Source organism: Candidatus Pelagibacter sp. HIMB1542, from assembly GCF_052047835.1.
GTDB lineage: Bacteria > Pseudomonadota > Alphaproteobacteria > Pelagibacterales > Pelagibacteraceae > Pelagibacter.
This window is the reverse complement of record NZ_JBNAJB010000001.1, coordinates 82,534-99,482: the sequence shown is the minus strand read 5'-3', so window position 1 is coordinate 99,482 and position 16,949 is coordinate 82,534. Positions and strand designations below refer to the sequence as shown.

The following is a 16,949-nucleotide window of genomic DNA, read 5'->3' as shown; positions in this document are numbered from 1 at the left end:
ATGGAAAAATTAAATTTTTTTTAAAAGATTATTAATCTCAGATGGCTTAAGCTTAACCCAATCACTCATGTTTCCTCGAGCCCATGTGCTTTGTCTTTTAGCGTATTGTCTAGTTTTTATTGATATTTTTTCTTTGATTTCATCAATTTTTTTTTCTTTTGCTAAATATTCATGAATTTCATTTATTCCAATAGCTTTACATGCAGTCATTTGTTCATTAATTTTTAGTTTTAAAAATCTTTTAACCTCATTCACGGCACCCATTTTAATCATTTTTCCGGTTCTTTGATGAATTCTTTCAACCAACTCATCACGTGGATAATCAATATAAATTTTTAAAAAATCTTCTTCTAAATAGTTTGACTTAGTATTTTTAAACCATTTATGAAGAGATTTCTTTGTAAACTTTTTAACTTCAAAAGCTCTTATTGATCTTTGGGTATCCGTTGAATTAATTTTATTTTTTGAAAGAGGATCCAGTTTTAATAATTGCTTGTAAAATTTATTTTGGCCAATTTTTTTATTTAGATTTCTAATTTTATTTCTAAACCTTACTGGAATTTTCGGAATTTGAACCAAACCATCAGTTAATGCTTTGAAGTAAAGTCCAGTTCCTCCTACAAGAATTGGAACTTTTTTTCTATTTTTAACTTCAATTATTTTTTTATTTGCAATTTTAAGCCAATCACCGGTTGAAAAACTTTTCTTTGCATCTTGGAAACCATATAAATGATGTTTTATTGACTGATAATTTTTTGGGCTAGGTCTTGCTGACAAAATTTTAAGTTGCTTATAAACTTGCATACTATCTGCATTAATAATTTCTCCATTAATTTTTTTTGCAAGTTTAATTGCAAAACTTGATTTTCCAGATGCTGTAGGTCCTGAAATTAAAATTATCTTGGATTTCAAATCCATTACTAATCTAATTTAACGCCAATATATCTTCGTTGATTTTGATTGTTATAAATTGCAATTAAAATAGTTTTTTGATTTGAGTTTATTGCTTTTTGAGTAATGTCTCTTAAATCATCCGCAGATTTAATTTTTTTCTTCTGAGCTTCAATAATAATACTATTGATCTCAATTGAATTTACTAAAGGACTGTTATTAGCTATATTAGTAATTACTAATCCTGTTGTCTGGTTTGGTAATTTACGGTTTTTTATATCCTCTTTAGTTAAAGGTCTTACTGATATTCTTAAACTCTCTACAATTTCATCTAAATTATTTTCATCTTGTTTTGGATTTTCACTTACTTTGAAGTCATCAGAGGTTTCTAATCTTCCCAACAAAACCTTTTTAGTTATTTCTTTTTTATTTCTCCAAATTTTTACATCTACATTTTTTCCAACTTCTGTTCTTGCAACAATTGCTGGCAACTCTTTCATTTGTTTAATCTCAACTCCATTAAACTCTAAAATAATATCTCCAGCCTGAATTCCTGCTTTTTCAGAAGGACTATTTTCAGCAACACTTGCAACTAAAGCACCTCTTGGTTTATCTAGTTCTTCAACCTCAGCAATTTCTTTTGTTACATCTTGAATTCTTACACCTAGCCAACCTCTTTTTGTTTCACCAAACTCAATTAATTGTTTAATTACTTGTTGAGCACTATTGGATGGAATTGAAAATCCTATACCAATAGAACCATTTCTTCCTAAGATGGCTGTATTAATTCCAATTACATTTCCTTCCATGTCAAATAAAGGTCCACCTGAATTTCCTGAATTTATTGATGCATCTGTTTGAATAAAATCTTCATATCTTGATAACCCAATAGATCTGTTCCTTGCTGAAATAATTCCAGCAGTTACTGTCCCACCAAGACCAAATGGATTTCCAATTGCTAAAACCCAATCACCAATTCTTGCTTTATCAGAGTCTCCAAAGCCAACTGGTTTAAATTTATCTTCTGTATCTAATTGTAACACTGCTATATCCATCAAAGGATCGGCGCCAAGCACTTTTGCTTTATATTCTTGGTCTCCGTTAACTCTAACAATAATATCATCAGCATCCTGAATTACATGATTATTTGTAACCACTACTCCCTTCTCATCTATAATAAATCCAGACCCCAAAGCTGCTGATTTTCTCTCTTGAGGTGTTCCAAATTCTTTAAACATATCTTCAAATGGAGAACCTGGAGGGAATTGAAATGGAAAAGAGTTATTGTTTGTAACTACAGTAGTTGATGTAGAAATATTTACCACAGAAGGCATTAATTTTTCTGCAAGGTCTGCAAATGATGCTGGAACAGGCCTAGAGTTTGATTGTAATGAAAAACTTAAAGAAAATATAATTGTTAAAATAATAAATTTTAATTTTTTCATATTAACTTTTAATAAAATAAATAATCACAAAACCTATAACTGCAAAAATAAGTCCACCTGATCTTAATTGACTATCTTTAACAAGTTCAAGTTTTTTAAGCATACTTTTCATTTTTGCTGGAAATAAGGCATATAAAATTCCCTCTATAAATAAAAAAAGACCAAAAGCTATGACTAGCTCATTCATCTAAAAATTATTGTTTAATATCGGGAGTTGTATTTCCAAAAAATTTAAAAAATTCACTATCTGGGGACAAGATCATTGAGGTTTCACCTGCAGTAAACGCTTTACTATAAGATTGCATTGATCTGTAGAAAGAAAAGAATTCAGGGTCTTGTCCGAAAGCATCTGCAAAGATTTTATTTCTTTCACCGTCACCTTCTCCCTTCATAATTTCTGATTGTTTTTGAGCATCTGCTAATATCACGGTTACTTCTTTGTCAGCAGTCGAAGTAATTGTTACTGCCATCTCGGCACCTTTTGCTCTAAATTCCTTCGCTTCTCTTTCCCTCTCAGTCTGCATTCTTCTGTAAATTGCATCACTGTTTGCTGTAGGAAGATCAGCTCTTTTTATTCTTACATCTACAATATTTATTCCGAAATTTTGCGCTTCGTTATTAACTCCATCTTTAATCAAAGACATTTGTTTTGATCTATCTTGTGATAGCAAAGTTTGTAATTCTTCTTGACCCAAAACATTTCTAATTCTTGAGTTTATAATCGTAGATAATCTTGATCTTGCGACCCTTTCGTCTCCAACAGAAATATAAAATTTCAAAGGATCAACTATTTGAAATCTCGCAAAAGCATCAACAATTAATCTTTTTTGGTCAGATGCAATTACTTCCTCTGGCGGTGTATCTAAATTTAAAATCCTTTTATCTAAATAAACAACGTTTTGAATAAATGGAATCTTAAAGTTTAAACCTGGTTTCATTATAATTCTTTTTGGATCACCAAATTGAAGAATTATCGCTTGATTAACTTCTTTGACTATAATTACTGATAGGAACGCTACAACACCAATTAAAACTAATATTCCAGCTACTATTTTTCCAGCTTTCATTTAATTTGTCTCTTTCTTTTTAAGCTCTGGTAATGGTAGATATGGCACCACACCTGAACCAGACTCTTTATCTATAATAATTTTGTTTATGTCTGCTAGGACAGTTTCCATTGTCTCAAGAAACATTCTTTCTTGAGTCACTTGTTTTGCTTTAGCATACTCATTGTAAATTGCTAAAAATCTACTAGCTTCACCTTCAGCTTTAGCAACGACTTCTTTTTTATAAGCTTCTGCAGCTTGTAAAATTTTCTGTGCTTCCCCTCTTGCTCTTGGGATCACATCGTTTGCATAAGCTTCAGCTTCGTTTTTAGATCTTTCCATATCTGCTCTTGCAGCCTGAACATCTCTAAATGCATCAATTACTTGATCAGGTGGATCAGCTTTTTGCGTTTGTACCTGAGTAATTTGTACTCCACTTTCATAATCATCTAAAATGCTTTGAATAATTTCTTGAGTTTCAATCTCAATGCTTGATCTACCTTCTGTTAATATTGGTTGAATATCACTTTTAGCAATTACTTCTCTCATTGCTGTTTCTGCGGCTGCTTTAACAGTTCCTACTGGATCTTGAATTTTAAATAAAAAATTTCCAGCATCTTTGATAACCCAAAATACTGAAAAATCGATATTTACAATGTTTTCATCACCAGTAAGCATTAAACTTTCTTGGGGAACATCTGCAACTCCTCCACCTGTAGAAAAACCACTATCTCTTTCAGACCTAAATCCAATATCGATTCTATTTACTTTAGTTACTTTTGGAGTTTGAACAGTCTCAACTGGAAAAGGAATATGATAGTTTAATCCAGGTTGAGTAGTCTTAACAAATTTTCCAAATCTAAGAACAACTCCTTGTTCATCAGGTAATACTCTATAAAGCCCACTTGCAAGCCATACAAAGGCTAACACTAATAAAATTAATCCAATAGACTTTCCACCTGAAGATTTTCCACCAGGTAAAAACTTTCTTATTTTATCTTGAAACTCTCTTATGATTTCATCTACGTTTGGTGGTGTTGGTCCTTTTCCAGAACCATTGCCTCCACTACCACCTCCTGGAGGTGTTCCCCATGGGCTTCCGCCTCTGCCTCTGAAATCATCTGACATATGTCAAAGTATATAGTGTCTTTATAGCAAAAAACAAGTAAGGATAGTTTTATGTCAGATAAAAAGACAGAACTAAGTGACGCAATAAAAAAGAAGGTGGAGCCTAGAGTTTTTACAAAAAATCCAATTCTAGGAACTAAGTTTACTATTGCAATCTCAAGTGCAAAAGGTGGTGTAGGTAAATCTACATTTGCAACGAATCTTGCTCTAGCTTTAAAAAAAGTTGGATGCAAAGTTGGATTGTTAGATGCTGATATTTATGGCCCTTCAATTCCAAAAATGTTTGATATTAATGAAAAGCCAAAAAGTGACGGCCAAAAATTAGACCCCATAACAAAATATAACATTCAATGTATGTCAATTGGATTTTTAGCAGATCAGCAAACTCCGATGATTTGGCGTGGTCCAATGGTGACGAGTGCAATTAAAACTTTTACTCAGAAGGTTAATTGGAAAGATTTAGATTTTATAATTGTTGATATGCCTCCAGGAACTGGTGACACTCAGTTAACTTTTTCACAAGAAATTAAAATGGATGGTGCAATCATAGTATCAACTCCACAAGAAGTTGCTCTTTTGGATGTAAAAAGAGGAATTAAAATGTTTGATAAACTTGGAGTTAAAATTTTAGGTTTAGTTGATAACATGAGTTTTTTTGTTGGAGATGATGGAAAGAAGTATAAAATTTTTGGGGAAGGTGGAGTAAAAAAAACAGCAGAAGAATTTCAAAAAGATTTTTTAGGTGAAATACCAATAAATCCTGATGTTGGAAATTCTGGTGATCAAGGAAAACCAATAGTCGAATCAAACCCAGACCATCAAATTTCAAAAATATATTTAGATTTTGCTGAAAAGATTAAATCAACTTATCTTTAAGATCAAAAGCAGCCATTAATTCATTCCATTCTCTTTTAGATAGACCTGAGCTTTCAACATCGACATTTTCACCTTTAATAAGTTTTTGAATTATAACTTTTCCCTTAGCAGAAACTTCTGTTCCACCTACTCTGTAATCCATAAATGCATCATAAGTTGTTGGTACCCATTTTTTAACTGTATCTAACATTATATCTGCATAAACTCTTATTTCATACTGAGCGTGACTATCAGCTCTTAACCTTAAAAAGTTCATTAAATTTAATAAATCAGTTTTCCAATACCACTGGGTATAAGTATTTAATGTTAGGTTCATTCTTGCAAGCTCTCTTGCTAATCCTTTTTTATTCTCGTCAATTGTTGAACCATCATATCTTTCATTAAGCATTGTTTCATAATTGTCATAAGTTCTCTCTGCATCACTTTTCAAAAGTTCCAAAACTTCTTCTGCTTGTTTTCCTTCAAGGACATCTCCTCTTCCTTGTCGGTTGCTAGTAGATTGCGCTGCTAAATTTTCTTTAGTTGGTAAATAAAATTCTTTATCTAGAATTGAATATCTTGCAGAGTATTCATTTACGTTGGCAGTTCTATGTCTGATCCACTGCCTTGCAATAAATATTGGAAGTTTAATATGATATTTTATTTCACACATTTCAAATGGCGTGCTGTGCCAATGTCTCATCAAGTATTTTATTAAACCTTTATCTGTTGAAACTTGCTTTGTTCCTTTTCCATAAGATACTCTTGCTGACTGAACTATAGACGTGTCATCACCCATATAATCAACTACTCTTACAAATCCATGATCTAATGCTGGCAGCGCTTCATAGAGTATCTTTTCAAGCTCTGGAGCGGTAACTCTTTTAGTTTGATTGCTTTGGGATTGCTGGTTTTTTATTTCTTCTGATTGTTCTTTTGTTAATTTCATGATTGTTATTGAATCTGTTGTAATTACTTTTATATTATTAATGTTGGATTTCCAACTACGACGATAAACGAATTTCGTAATAACCATTGCGGACGTGGGGGCAGTACCCACCACCTCCACCATTACAACTTACGGGGGTGAACTAGAATCGACGGGTGACTAAAGGCTATTCTTTCGTTCGGGATTGTTCCACCGTAACGGGCTAATTTATAATTGCTAACGAAAGTTACGCACTTGCTGCATAATTAACTTAGTTAATTAAGCACGGGGTCCGGGGCACCTGGCAACAGAACGCCCCTTAACTAACGAAAACCATTAATCCAATTCAAATATCAATTTAAAAACAGCAAGAAGTTTGGACTCTCGATCAAAGTATTATAATAGCTTTTGCAAGTACAATAGTGCAGAAATTATTTTAAAAAAAATGGATCTTTTAATAAAGAACTATCAATTTTTTTTTTATTCAAATTAACTTCTTTTTTAAAATATTTTTTGACTATTTCTTCATTAAATTCACTTTTCTTTGAATATCTTACTTCTTTACTTTCATCTTGAACTAAAGGTTTAATTGTAAGAATTGTACCGTCTTGAATTCTTTCAGAGACAGAGTGAAATGCTGACTTTAGAGTAGACATAGTGTATTCAAAAGGGTTTATTTTTAAGTTTGACATAGCATGATAGAGTATTGGACCACTATCCAATCCTTTAGAAAGTAAATGAATTGTGGAACCCACTAAATGAGGATTGTCATCGTACAATGCCCAAAAATTACAATCAGCACCTCTGTAATAAGGCGATACACCAGCATGAATATTTATTGATCCTTGCTTAGTTAAAAAATCTAAAAGTTCACCTTTAATATAACTAGAACCAAAAACAACATAAATGTCACTTTTAAGAAAATTTTCTAAAAATGATAAAGGCAATTTATTAACTTCGCCATACAAAACTGGAAGCAATTTAATTGTTTTATTATTTTTATTTACAAATTCCTTTTTAAAAATTTTGTCCTGTGCCTCTAAAACTTTATTAAAATATTCATCAATTATATTTTTGTTTTGATATTTTTCATTATTTTTTCCTTTAAATAAAGTTTTACATTCCTGAATTACATAAAGTTCATCACATATATTTGATAATAAATTAATAAAATAATTATGCCTATAATTATTAGAAGTAAATAAAGTAACTTTCATATAAAAGATTAAAATAAATTACAATCGTATCTTGGTAATTCATAAGGTTTTTTTTTAATATCATTAAATGATATATCCCTATAATCTACACTATAAGCTAATTTATATTTCAATTTTTTAAGTATTTTTAAAGTATTGTCATTGTAAGAAATTTTACCACCATAAGGATAGCAAAAAGTATCGACACTTTTATTAATTATTTTTTCCAAATATATTTTACTATTATTTATTTCTTTAAATTGTTCTCTATATGAAAGTCTTGATAACAAAGTGTGAGTTTCACTATGAGAACCTATTATCATTCCTATAGAATTGAGATATTTTATTTCTTTCTTGTTCAAATAATAATCCTTTGGTTTAATATTAATTTCAAATTTTTTTAATAAATAATCTAAAATTTTATTTTTTAATTTTAAATCACCGTAATAATTCATTATTTTTTTAAATTGCTTCTTATCATCTGTGTCAAATTGTTGTTTATAAGCCAATTTATATTTTGATTTTTCATTTTTATTAATAAATTTAACAATCTTATTCTTATATAGATATTTTATTAATTCATTTAATGCTTCAGAACTTTTTACTTTACCAAGTATTAAATGAGTTTTATGAACATCTAATATTCTATTACTTTTAATCGGTGTTGTAGGAATAAAAAAAATTCCTATAGAATTATATTTTTTTAAAACCTCAGCAGCATAAATATGGTCTTTAAAACCATCGTCAAAAGTTGGCAAGTACTTATTAGATGAAATAAATAAATCTTCGTAAGAGCTTATTAAACCAGTTTTTGAAAATTTCTTAATTTGATTAACAAATTTTTTTTCTTCTAGTATATTTTGATTAGGAAACAATTTGCTCTTATTCCTAACATAATGATACATTATAGATTTCATTGATAGTTTCTAACACAACTAAACATAAATATTAAGAGCCAATAAAAAGTTGACAGCAAACAACACATTATAACAAATAAAAAAAAATAATAAATTTCTATTAAAGTATTTGAAAAGATATCGTTCTATTTTTATCATCAATTAAGGGATAAAAACAAAATAATTTTGTTTAGATATTTTGTAGATTAATTTTTTTTGAGTATTTTTTTTTAGGTGAATTTTTTAATACTGCCTGTCCGCAACGCATAACACCTCTCTTTTTATCAAATGTCATTTTTGGCTCGCCATATAAAGTCCATCCATTTGACAAAGCCTCGGTAACACGGTGACAAAATTTTGATGTGTCATCATCAGTAATAAATCTATATCCTTTCATAAAATTCTCTCTTTTATTTATCTTTTAATTCGGCTTGTGCAGCAGCCAATCTTGCTACAGGAACTCTGTATGGAGAACAAGAAACATAATTTAATCCAGCTTTTGAGCAAAATAAAATACTATTAGGATCACCACCGTGTTCTCCACAAATTCCAAGTTTTATATTTTTATTTTGACTTTTTCCCTTTTCAACAGCTATTTTTATTAAATCTCCAACTCCATCATCTATTGAAATAAACGGATCAATTGAAAAAATTTTATTATCTATATAATCATTTAAAAATTTTCCACTATCATCTCTGCTTATTCCAAATGTAGTTTGAGTTAAATCATTAGTTCCGAAGCTAAAAAATTCAGCATGTTTAGCAATATCTCTGGCTTTTATAGCTGCTCTAGGAAGCTCAATCATCGTACCTACCATAAACTCAATTTTTAATTTATGCTCTTTTTGAACTTCACTTGCAATTCTAATTACTAAATCTTTCATAATTTTTATTTCTGCTTCAGTAGACACTAATGGGATCATAATTTCTGGAAAAGCAGATTTAATTTTTTCTTTTTTGAGCTCAGCTAAAGCTTCAAATATTGCTCTACATTGCATTTCATATATTTCAGGAAAAGATATTCCAAGTCTACATCCCCTATGACCAAGCATGGGATTTTGTTCATGCAATTCATCAATTCTAGATTCTACTTCTTTTACAGGAAGATTTACAATATTTGCGACTTCATTAATTTCTTTATCTGTTCGAGGCAAAAACTCATGAAGAGGGGGATCTAACAATCTTACTGTAACTGGTAATCCACTCATAATTTTAAATATTTCAACAAAATCCTTTTTTTGATGAGGTAAAAGTTTTTTTAATGCAATTGATCTATCTTCTTTAGTTTTCGACAAAATCATTTCCCTTACTGATAAAATTCTTTCTTCATCAAAAAACATGTGTTCTGTTCTGCAAAGACCAATTCCTTCGGCTCCAAAATCTTTTGCTGTTTTGGTATCCTTAGGTGTTTCAGAATTTGTTCTAATATTTAATTTTCTAAAACTATCTGCCCAAGTCATTATTTTGGAAAAATCTCCAGATATCTCTGGTTTAACTGTTTCCACACTACCTGCTATAATTCTACCAGTTGATCCATCTATAGTAATAACATCACCTTCTTTAATTTCCATTGAAGATGTTTTAAATGTCTTCATCTCATAATTAATATCAATTTCACTTGAGCCAGATACGCATGGTCTTCCCATACCCCTTGCAACTACAGCGGCATGACTCGTCATTCCTCCTCTAGCCGTCAAAATCCCTTTTGCAGCATGCATTCCTTGTATATCTTCAGGTGAAGTTTCTACTCTTACTAAGATAGTGTCTTGCATCATCGAAGTTAATCTTTCAGCCTCTTCTGAAGTAAATACAACCTTTCCACTTGCTGCTCCTGGAGAAGCAGGCAAACCATTAGCTATTACATTGATTGTGCTCTTTTCGTCAAGTGTAGGATGCAAAAGTGTATCTAAAGAATTTGGATCAATTCTTAATACAGCTTCTTTTTTTGATATTAATTTTTCTTTAACCATATCAACTGCAATTTTTACCGCAGATTTTGCAGTTCTTTTTCCAGATCTGGTTTGAAGCATCCACAGATTATTATTCTCAACCGTAAATTCTACATCTTGCATATCTTTGTAATGTTTTTCCAATTTTTTTAAAATTTTTTTTAATTCTTTGAAAACTTTTGGCAAAGACTCTTCCATTGAAGGTTCTTCAACTTTAGCATTTTTTCTTGCCTTCTTTGTTATATATTGAGGTGTTCTTATACCAGCAACAACATCCTCGCCTTGTGCATTAATTAAGTACTCACCATATATTTCATTTGATCCATCTGATGGATTTCTTGTAAATACAACTCCAGTAGCACAATCATCACCCATATTACCAAAAACCATTGATTGAACGTTGACTGCTGTTCCCCATTCTGCTGGTATTTGATTTAATTTTCTATAGACTTTTGCTCTATTGCTTTCCCATGATAAAAATACAGCACTAATTGCTCCAAATAATTGTTGAAATACATCTTGAGGAAATTCTTTTTTTGTTTTTTCTTTTACTGTTCTTTTGAAATCTTCAATTAAACCATCCCAATCATTTTCATCTAAGTCCGTGTCTAACAAAACACCTTTTGTTAATTTATAATTTTCAATTAATTCTTCAAAATGATAGCTCTCTACACCCATAACAACGTTTCCATACATTTGAATAAATCTTCTGTAACTGTCTTTGGCAAATCGCCCATTGGAAGTTTTCAAAGCTAACGCATTTACTGTTTTATCATTTAAACCTAAATTAAGAATTGTATCCATCATTCCTGGCATAGATACTCTAGCACCTGATCTAACAGATAATAACAAAGGATTTTTTAAGTCTCCAAATTTTTTAGAAACATCTTTTTCTATAATTTGTAATTCTTTTTTAATTTGAGAAATTAAATTTTTATTCAATTTTTTTTTATCTTTATAAAAAATCTCACAAACTTTAGTAGATATTGTAAAACCAGGAGGAACTGGCAAACCCATTCTGCCCATTTCAGAAAGGTTAGCACCTTTTCCACCTAAAAAATTTTTTGGATTTTTAATACTTTTAGACTGTTTCGAATTAAAGTTTAATATGAGTTTCGTCATTAGCTAGACTCGATTAAAGAAAAGTTAACATAATTATCGAATGTTTTACACATCATTTGAATTAGTTCTAGCCTATTTTTCTTAATTATCAGATCATCCTCATTTACAATTACATTATCAAAAAAATCAAATACCTCTCTTTTAATTCTTGCTAAATTGTCCAATGTTTGAACAAAATTTTCATCATTATTAATACTTGAAAAATATTTCCTTAATTCATTAATTTTTTTAAATAGATTTTTTTCAAGTTCAGTTTTAAAAATACCAGGATCAGTTGTATTAGATAATTCAATTTTATCTTTTTTTAATTCACTTTCTAGAATATTTGATGCTCTTTTATAGCTTGAAATAATATCTATTCCGTTTTGTTTATTAATTATTTTATTTAAATTTTTTGCTTTATTAAAAATAATTACAGATTGATCTAAGTTAAAAGAACTTATTGAAGCTTGTATTATGTCATTTCGGATATTTTCCTCCTTCATATAATATTTCAACCTCTCTAATAGAAAATCTAGCAACTCTTTTTGTAAAGATTTATTCTCAAATTCAAATCCTTGATCCTGGTACAAACTTGAAGAATAATTTATTAAATCTCTAATTTTAAAATCTTTTTTATTTTCAATGATAATTCTAATAATCCCTAATGCTAATCTTCTTAAGGCAAAGGGATCCTTAGAACTTGTTGGCTTTTGGTTCACACCAAAAAATCCAACTAAAGTATCAATCTTGTCACTTAAAGATAAAGCGATGCTATAAGGTTTTTTAGGAATTTTTGTTCCAGATCCAACGGGTAAATATTGTTCACTAACAGCAAGTGATATTTCTTTATCAAAACCTTGGACATTAGCAAAATAACCTCCCATAATTCCTTGAAGTTCTGGAAATTCACCAACTAATTCAGATAACAAGTCTACTTTGCTAATCGATGCTGATAATTCTACTTTTTCTTTACTAATTAATAACTCATCAGAAATAATGGCACCAAGCTTTCTCATTCTTTGAGCTTTATCAAAATAATTTCCAAGACCTCTGAAATAATTCATTAATTTTAAATCAGAAATTTTTTTGACCATGTTTTGAGCTTTATCTTTCTTCCAGAAAAATTCTGCATCACTTAATCTTGCTTCAACTACTCTTTCATTTCCTAGTTTAATTAATCCTTTTTTATCTTTATTGTTTGCTACTACCAAAAATTGATTTGTTATGTTTCCTTTTTTATCAAAAGTAGGAAAATACTTTTGGTGATATTGCATGGTTAGTATTAAAATCTCTTTAGGTATATTTAAAAATTTTTTATCAAATTCACAAACAATTATGTTAGGTTGGTCAGTTAAATCGACTACTTCCTGAAGAAGCTTAGGATCGCTGTCAATATTTATATTTCTTTTTTTTAAAATAATATCGAATTTTATTTCAATTAAATCTTTTCTCTCAGTGTGATCGATAAGTATATCCATTTTTTTAAAAAAATTTTTATATGTTTTAAAGTCTAAAAATAGTTTTTTCTTTTCTTCAAATTCTTTATCTACAAATGTCGAGTTAGATGAAACTAAATGATGAAATTTAAAATTTAGTTTTTTTTTATCAAAGATGGATAAGATGGATTTTAATGGCCTACCCCATAATAGTTCATAATTTGACCATTTCATTGACTTTTTCCATTGAATTTTATTCAGTATTTGAGGTATGGCTCCTTCTAATAATGTATGCGTATCTAATTTTTTTGATCTAGTTTTATAAAAATAAAACTCACCTTTATCTGTTTTTTTTATAAACAATTCTTTTTTTGAAACACCATTTGATCTCGCAAATCCCTCCAACGCAGCATTTGGAGACTTTGTGCTCGGACCTTTTATTTCCTCAGATTTTAAAACTATCTTCTTTTCAACTCCCTCAAACAAAATTAATAACCTATTGGGTGTTGAGTAAGACGAACTTTTTTTAAATTTAATATTTTTTTCTAAAAAAAATTCATTAAAACTTTTTAGTAAATTTTCTCTTAAATTTTTTTGTAAATTTGAGGGTATTTCCTCACTAAACAATTCTAAGAAAAATTCTGACATTATTTTTGACTATCTAACCAAATACTAGCAGCTGATTTTGTAATATCTCTTATTCTTGCAATATATCCTGCTCTTTGAGCAACGCTAATTGCTCCGCGTGCATCTAATATATTGAATACATGACTTGCTTTTAAACATTGATCATAAGCTGGTAGTGAAATTTTTTTTTCAACTAATGACTTTGCTTCCAACTCGTGCATATCAAACATTTTAAAAAGTGACTCTACATTTGCATGTTCAAAATTATATGCCGAAAATTCTCTCTCAGCTTGATGAAATACCTCTTTATATTTTATACCATCATCATTCCATAACAGATCGTAGACATTTTTTTGTTGCTGAATAAACATGCATATTCTTTCTAATCCATATGTAATTTCTACAGAAACAGGTTTGCACTCAAATCCTGCCATCTGTTGAAAATAGGTAAATTGAGTAATTTCCATGCCATCACACCATACCTCCCAACCAAGACCAGCAGCTCCCAATGTTGGACTTTCCCAATCGTCTTCTACAAATCTAATATCATGATCTGAATGATCAATTCCTATAGATGATAAACTATTAAGGTAAAGTTTTTTAATATTTTCAGGCGAAGGTTTTATAAGAACTTGAAATTGATAATAATGTTGAAGTCTATTTGGATTATCTCCATACCTTCCATCAGTTGGTCTTCTTGATGGCTGCACATATGCTGTCTTCCAAGGTCTAGCTCCTAATGACCTCAATGTAGTTGCTGGGTGAAATGTACCCGCTCCTACTTCCATGTCATATGGTTGGAGAACTACACATCCTTTTTTACTCCAAAACTTTTGAAGATTTAAAATTGTATCTTGAAATGTAAGAATTTTCTCTTTTGATTTAGAAACCATATCTTTGCCAGATTGATCTTTCATCTAAAATATTTGCAAATTGGTCAACATGATTTGAAGATGAAAGTTTTTGACTTAACCATCCTTTTGTTTTTTCAAATTTTTTAATAACGACATCTTCACCAAACTTTTCTTTTAAGATTTCATGTGCATCTCCTATGCCATCTATTAATCCTAAGTTTTTAGCTCTAGAGCCTGACCAAAATTCACCAGAAAATAACTCTACTTCTTTTTTATTTAATTTTGCTCCACGACTTTTTTCAACTACATTTATAAAATCTTGATGTAAATCTAATTGAATATTTTTAAGTCTTTGAATATCTTCTTCTTTTTCTTCCATAAAAGGATCAAGTGTGCTCTTATTCTTTCCAGCTGTGTGAACTCTTCTCTCAACACCTATTTTCTTAATTAATTCAGTAAAACCAAACGATGAATATATAACCCCTATAGACCCAATAATTGAGCTTGAATTTGCATAAATTTCATCTCCAGCACATGAGATAAGATATCCCCCAGATGCAGCAACATCTTCTGCAAAAAAAATAACTTTCTTATTACTTTTTTTAGCTTGCTGACGAATAAAACTATAAATTAAATGTGACTGTACAGGTGAACCTCCTGGCGAATTGATTGATATTGCTACTGCAGCAGCTTTTTTTATTGAAAAAGCTTTTTTAATAATTTCTTCCTGTCCTGCAAAATCAATACCTTGCTTAAATTTACCAGCATTACCAATAACACCATTTAATTTAATATGTGAAACAATTTTTTTCTTTTTTAAAAAGGAGAACATATTTATCTCTTACAGAATATTTAGTTGATTATAAAGACTACTTATAATTGAAGAAATAGGTGCGTCAAATGATAAGTAATAAATATAGCTTATTTATATTAATTTAAAATTAATATGGGAACTGTTGTACAGCTTAAAAACCAGATAAATAATTCATATTTCCAATTAAGAGAATCTGTTGAAGAAAAACTAGCTTTGACTGAAGAAAGAATAAAATCTAAATTAATTAGTGATGTTCAATTAGTTCAAAAAATGACTAATTATCATATAGAAACTGGTGGCAAAAGACTTAGGGCTTTATTAACGTTAGGAAGTGCTAAATTATGTGGTTACTCAAAAGGTTCAAGAGATATAAATCTAGCAGCTTGTGTGGAACTTATTCACAGTGCAACTTTGATGCATGATGATGTTATCGATGAAGGTGAGATTAGAAGAGGTAAAGAAACTTTAAATAAAATTTGGAGTAATCATTCCTCGGTTTTAATTGGAGATTATCTCTTAAGCAGATGTTTTGAGATGATGGTAGAAGATGGAAGCTTAGAGGTGTTAAAATTATTATCATCAACTTCATCTAAAATTGCCCAGGGAGAAGTATTGCAACTACAACATAATAATGAAGTTGATATGCTTGAAGAAACATATCTAAAAATTATCTCTGCCAAAACTGCAGAACTATTTGCTGCTTCAACAAAAGTAGGTGCAATTTTAGCTGAAGTAGAAAATAAAGAAAAAGATGCACTAGAATTTTATGGAAGGAATTTGGGATTAACTTTTCAAATTGCAGATGACACATTAGATTATAATTCTGAATTAAAGTTATTTGGAAAAAAAATAGGAAAAGATTTTTTTGAAGGAAAGGTTACTTTGCCAATAATCTTGCTTTACCAAAAATTAGAAAACAATGAAAGAAATAAGCTAAAAGAAGTATTTAAAAAAAAAGAGAGAACAAAAGAAGATTTTAATAATATTATATGTTTAATTAATAAATATAAGATTATAAATGAATGCTATCAAAAAGCTCAGCACTATATTAATTTAGCATCAAATTCTTTAAGTGTATTCAGGGATACTAAAGAAAAAGAAATTCTAAAAAAACTTACATCTTTTAGTTTAGCAAGAAATTTTTAAGGGCTTAATAAAGACTTATTCCATAATCCATTCTGGCTTTTTGTATAGAACAATCTTTCATGAATTCTATTTTCTCCATCTAACCAAAACTCTATATTTTGTGGATTTAAATTCCATCCAGACCAGTGTTTTGGTCTAGGAACTTTTGTTTCATCAGAATATTTATTTTTATATACCTTAATTGAATTTATTAATTCATCTCTATTTTTTAATTCTTGGCTCTGATTTGATGCCCATGCTCCAATTCTACTTTCATATGCTCTCGAAGAATAATATTCATCTGAAACTTCATCAGAAACTAATGACACAGTACCAGTAATTCTGACTTGTCTTAAAAGACTTTTCCAATGAAAACACATTGAAGCGTTAGGATTTTCCTTTAGTTCATTACCTTTTCGACTATTTAAATTAGTGTAGAAAACAAATCCATCTTTGTTGAAAGCCTTAAGGAGCACCATTCTGACTGATGGAACATTATTTTTACTTGAAGTTGCTAGCGCAACTGCATTTGGATCATTTGGTTCAGTCTGTTTAGCTTTTTCCATCCATATTTCAAATAACTTAATTGGGTCATCTAAATTTAAAAAGCAGCTGTTAATACCAAGTTGGTTTTTTTCATTCATAATTTAAACAA

General features: G+C 29.7%; 16 protein-coding genes and 1 other RNA gene. 3 read left to right on the top strand and 14 right to left on the bottom strand.

What is annotated here, in order from left to right:
* Nucleotides 1-9 precede the first annotated feature (9 nt).
* Genes miaA through hflK form a run of 5 tightly spaced genes read right to left on the bottom strand, consistent with a single transcriptional unit; the run spans nucleotide 10 to nucleotide 4,510 of the window.
* Nucleotides 10-918 (bottom strand): tRNA (adenosine(37)-N6)-dimethylallyltransferase MiaA, encoded by a 909-nt coding sequence (gene miaA / locus ACTTBI_RS00545; RefSeq protein ID WP_440652172.1) that lies wholly within the window; start codon nucleotides 916-918, stop codon nucleotides 10-12.
* Between the two features lie 2 nt (nucleotides 919-920).
* Complete coding sequence (locus ACTTBI_RS00540; protein WP_440652171.1) at nucleotides 921-2,336, bottom strand: Do family serine endopeptidase; 1,416 nt, start codon at nucleotides 2,334-2,336, stop codon at nucleotides 921-923.
* Between the two features lies 1 nt (nucleotide 2,337).
* Complete coding sequence (locus ACTTBI_RS00535) at nucleotides 2,338-2,523, bottom strand: DUF2065 domain-containing protein (protein WP_075506268.1); 186 nt, start codon at nucleotides 2,521-2,523, stop codon at nucleotides 2,338-2,340.
* Nucleotides 2,524-2,530: 7 nt separating this feature from the next.
* Nucleotides 2,531-3,403: a protease modulator HflC gene (gene hflC / locus ACTTBI_RS00530; RefSeq protein WP_262590310.1), complete on the bottom strand. Its 873-nt coding sequence runs from the start codon at nucleotides 3,401-3,403 to the stop codon at nucleotides 2,531-2,533.
* The gene (hflK, locus tag ACTTBI_RS00525; RefSeq protein ID WP_440652170.1) at nucleotides 3,404-4,510 is read right to left on the bottom strand and encodes an FtsH protease activity modulator HflK; all 1,107 of its coding nucleotides are present in this window, start codon (nucleotides 4,508-4,510) and stop codon (nucleotides 3,404-3,406) included. It lies immediately after the preceding gene.
* 51 nt (nucleotides 4,511-4,561) lie between these two features.
* Between hflK and ACTTBI_RS00520 the strand changes: the two genes are divergently transcribed.
* Nucleotides 4,562-5,386, top strand: a complete 825-nt coding sequence (locus tag ACTTBI_RS00520) for an Mrp/NBP35 family ATP-binding protein (protein WP_440652169.1) — start codon at nucleotides 4,562-4,564, stop codon at nucleotides 5,384-5,386.
* On the opposite strand, the gene thyX is transcribed toward ACTTBI_RS00520, so the two are convergent.
* On the bottom strand, nucleotides 5,367-6,314 hold the full coding sequence (gene thyX / locus ACTTBI_RS00515) for an FAD-dependent thymidylate synthase (RefSeq protein ID WP_440652168.1): 948 nt from the start codon (nucleotides 6,312-6,314) through the stop codon (nucleotides 5,367-5,369). The genes ACTTBI_RS00520 and thyX overlap by 20 nt on opposite strands.
* A gap of 4 nt (nucleotides 6,315-6,318) precedes the next feature.
* Between thyX and ssrA the strand changes: the two genes are divergently transcribed.
* Nucleotides 6,319-6,615, top strand: a transfer-messenger RNA (tmRNA) gene (gene ssrA / locus ACTTBI_RS00510).
* A gap of 109 nt (nucleotides 6,616-6,724) precedes the next feature.
* Here ssrA and ACTTBI_RS00505 read toward each other — a convergent pair.
* The 7 genes from ACTTBI_RS00505 to ACTTBI_RS00475 all read right to left on the bottom strand — a co-directional run bounded on the left by ACTTBI_RS00505 (nucleotide 6,725) and on the right by ACTTBI_RS00475 (nucleotide 15,187).
* Nucleotides 6,725-7,510 carry a formyltransferase family protein gene (locus ACTTBI_RS00505; protein WP_440652167.1) on the bottom strand — a complete coding sequence of 262 codons (786 nt, stop codon included), beginning with the start codon at nucleotides 7,508-7,510 and terminating at the stop codon, nucleotides 6,725-6,727.
* Between the two features lie 8 nt (nucleotides 7,511-7,518).
* Nucleotides 7,519-8,406, bottom strand: a complete 888-nt coding sequence (locus ACTTBI_RS00500) for a polysaccharide deacetylase family protein (protein ID WP_440652166.1) — start codon at nucleotides 8,404-8,406, stop codon at nucleotides 7,519-7,521.
* 169 nt (nucleotides 8,407-8,575) lie between these two features.
* Entirely contained in the window at nucleotides 8,576-8,782 is a 207-nt protein-coding gene (locus ACTTBI_RS00495) for a DUF1737 domain-containing protein (RefSeq protein WP_440652165.1), read from the bottom strand.
* Nucleotides 8,783-8,795: 13 nt separating this feature from the next.
* The gene (ppdK, locus tag ACTTBI_RS00490; protein WP_440652164.1) at nucleotides 8,796-11,456 is read right to left on the bottom strand and encodes a pyruvate, phosphate dikinase; all 2,661 of its coding nucleotides are present in this window, start codon (nucleotides 11,454-11,456) and stop codon (nucleotides 8,796-8,798) included.
* Nucleotides 11,456-13,522 carry a glycine--tRNA ligase subunit beta gene (gene glyS / locus ACTTBI_RS00485; protein WP_440652163.1) on the bottom strand — a complete coding sequence of 689 codons (2,067 nt, stop codon included), beginning with the start codon at nucleotides 13,520-13,522 and terminating at the stop codon, nucleotides 11,456-11,458. Before glyS ends, ppdK begins: the two co-directional genes overlap by 1 nt.
* A complete protein-coding gene (locus ACTTBI_RS00480) occupies nucleotides 13,522-14,418 on the bottom strand; it encodes a glycine--tRNA ligase subunit alpha (RefSeq protein ID WP_440652162.1) in 897 nt (298 codons plus the stop codon). The genes glyS and ACTTBI_RS00480 overlap by 1 nt, the downstream gene beginning before the upstream one ends.
* The gene (locus tag ACTTBI_RS00475) at nucleotides 14,384-15,187 is read right to left on the bottom strand and encodes a S49 family peptidase (RefSeq protein WP_440652161.1); all 804 of its coding nucleotides are present in this window, start codon (nucleotides 15,185-15,187) and stop codon (nucleotides 14,384-14,386) included. The genes ACTTBI_RS00480 and ACTTBI_RS00475 overlap by 35 nt, the downstream gene beginning before the upstream one ends.
* A gap of 114 nt (nucleotides 15,188-15,301) precedes the next feature.
* Between ACTTBI_RS00475 and ACTTBI_RS00470 the strand changes: the two genes are divergently transcribed.
* Nucleotides 15,302-16,315, top strand: a complete 1,014-nt coding sequence (locus ACTTBI_RS00470) for a polyprenyl synthetase family protein (RefSeq protein ID WP_440652160.1) — start codon at nucleotides 15,302-15,304, stop codon at nucleotides 16,313-16,315.
* Here the strand turns inward: ACTTBI_RS00470 and pdxH are convergent.
* Nucleotides 16,312-16,938, bottom strand: a complete 627-nt coding sequence (gene pdxH / locus ACTTBI_RS00465) for a pyridoxamine 5'-phosphate oxidase (protein WP_440652159.1) — start codon at nucleotides 16,936-16,938, stop codon at nucleotides 16,312-16,314. The two genes, ACTTBI_RS00470 and pdxH, sit on opposite strands and share 4 nt — an antisense overlap.
* Nucleotides 16,939-16,949: the final 11 nt, after the last annotated feature.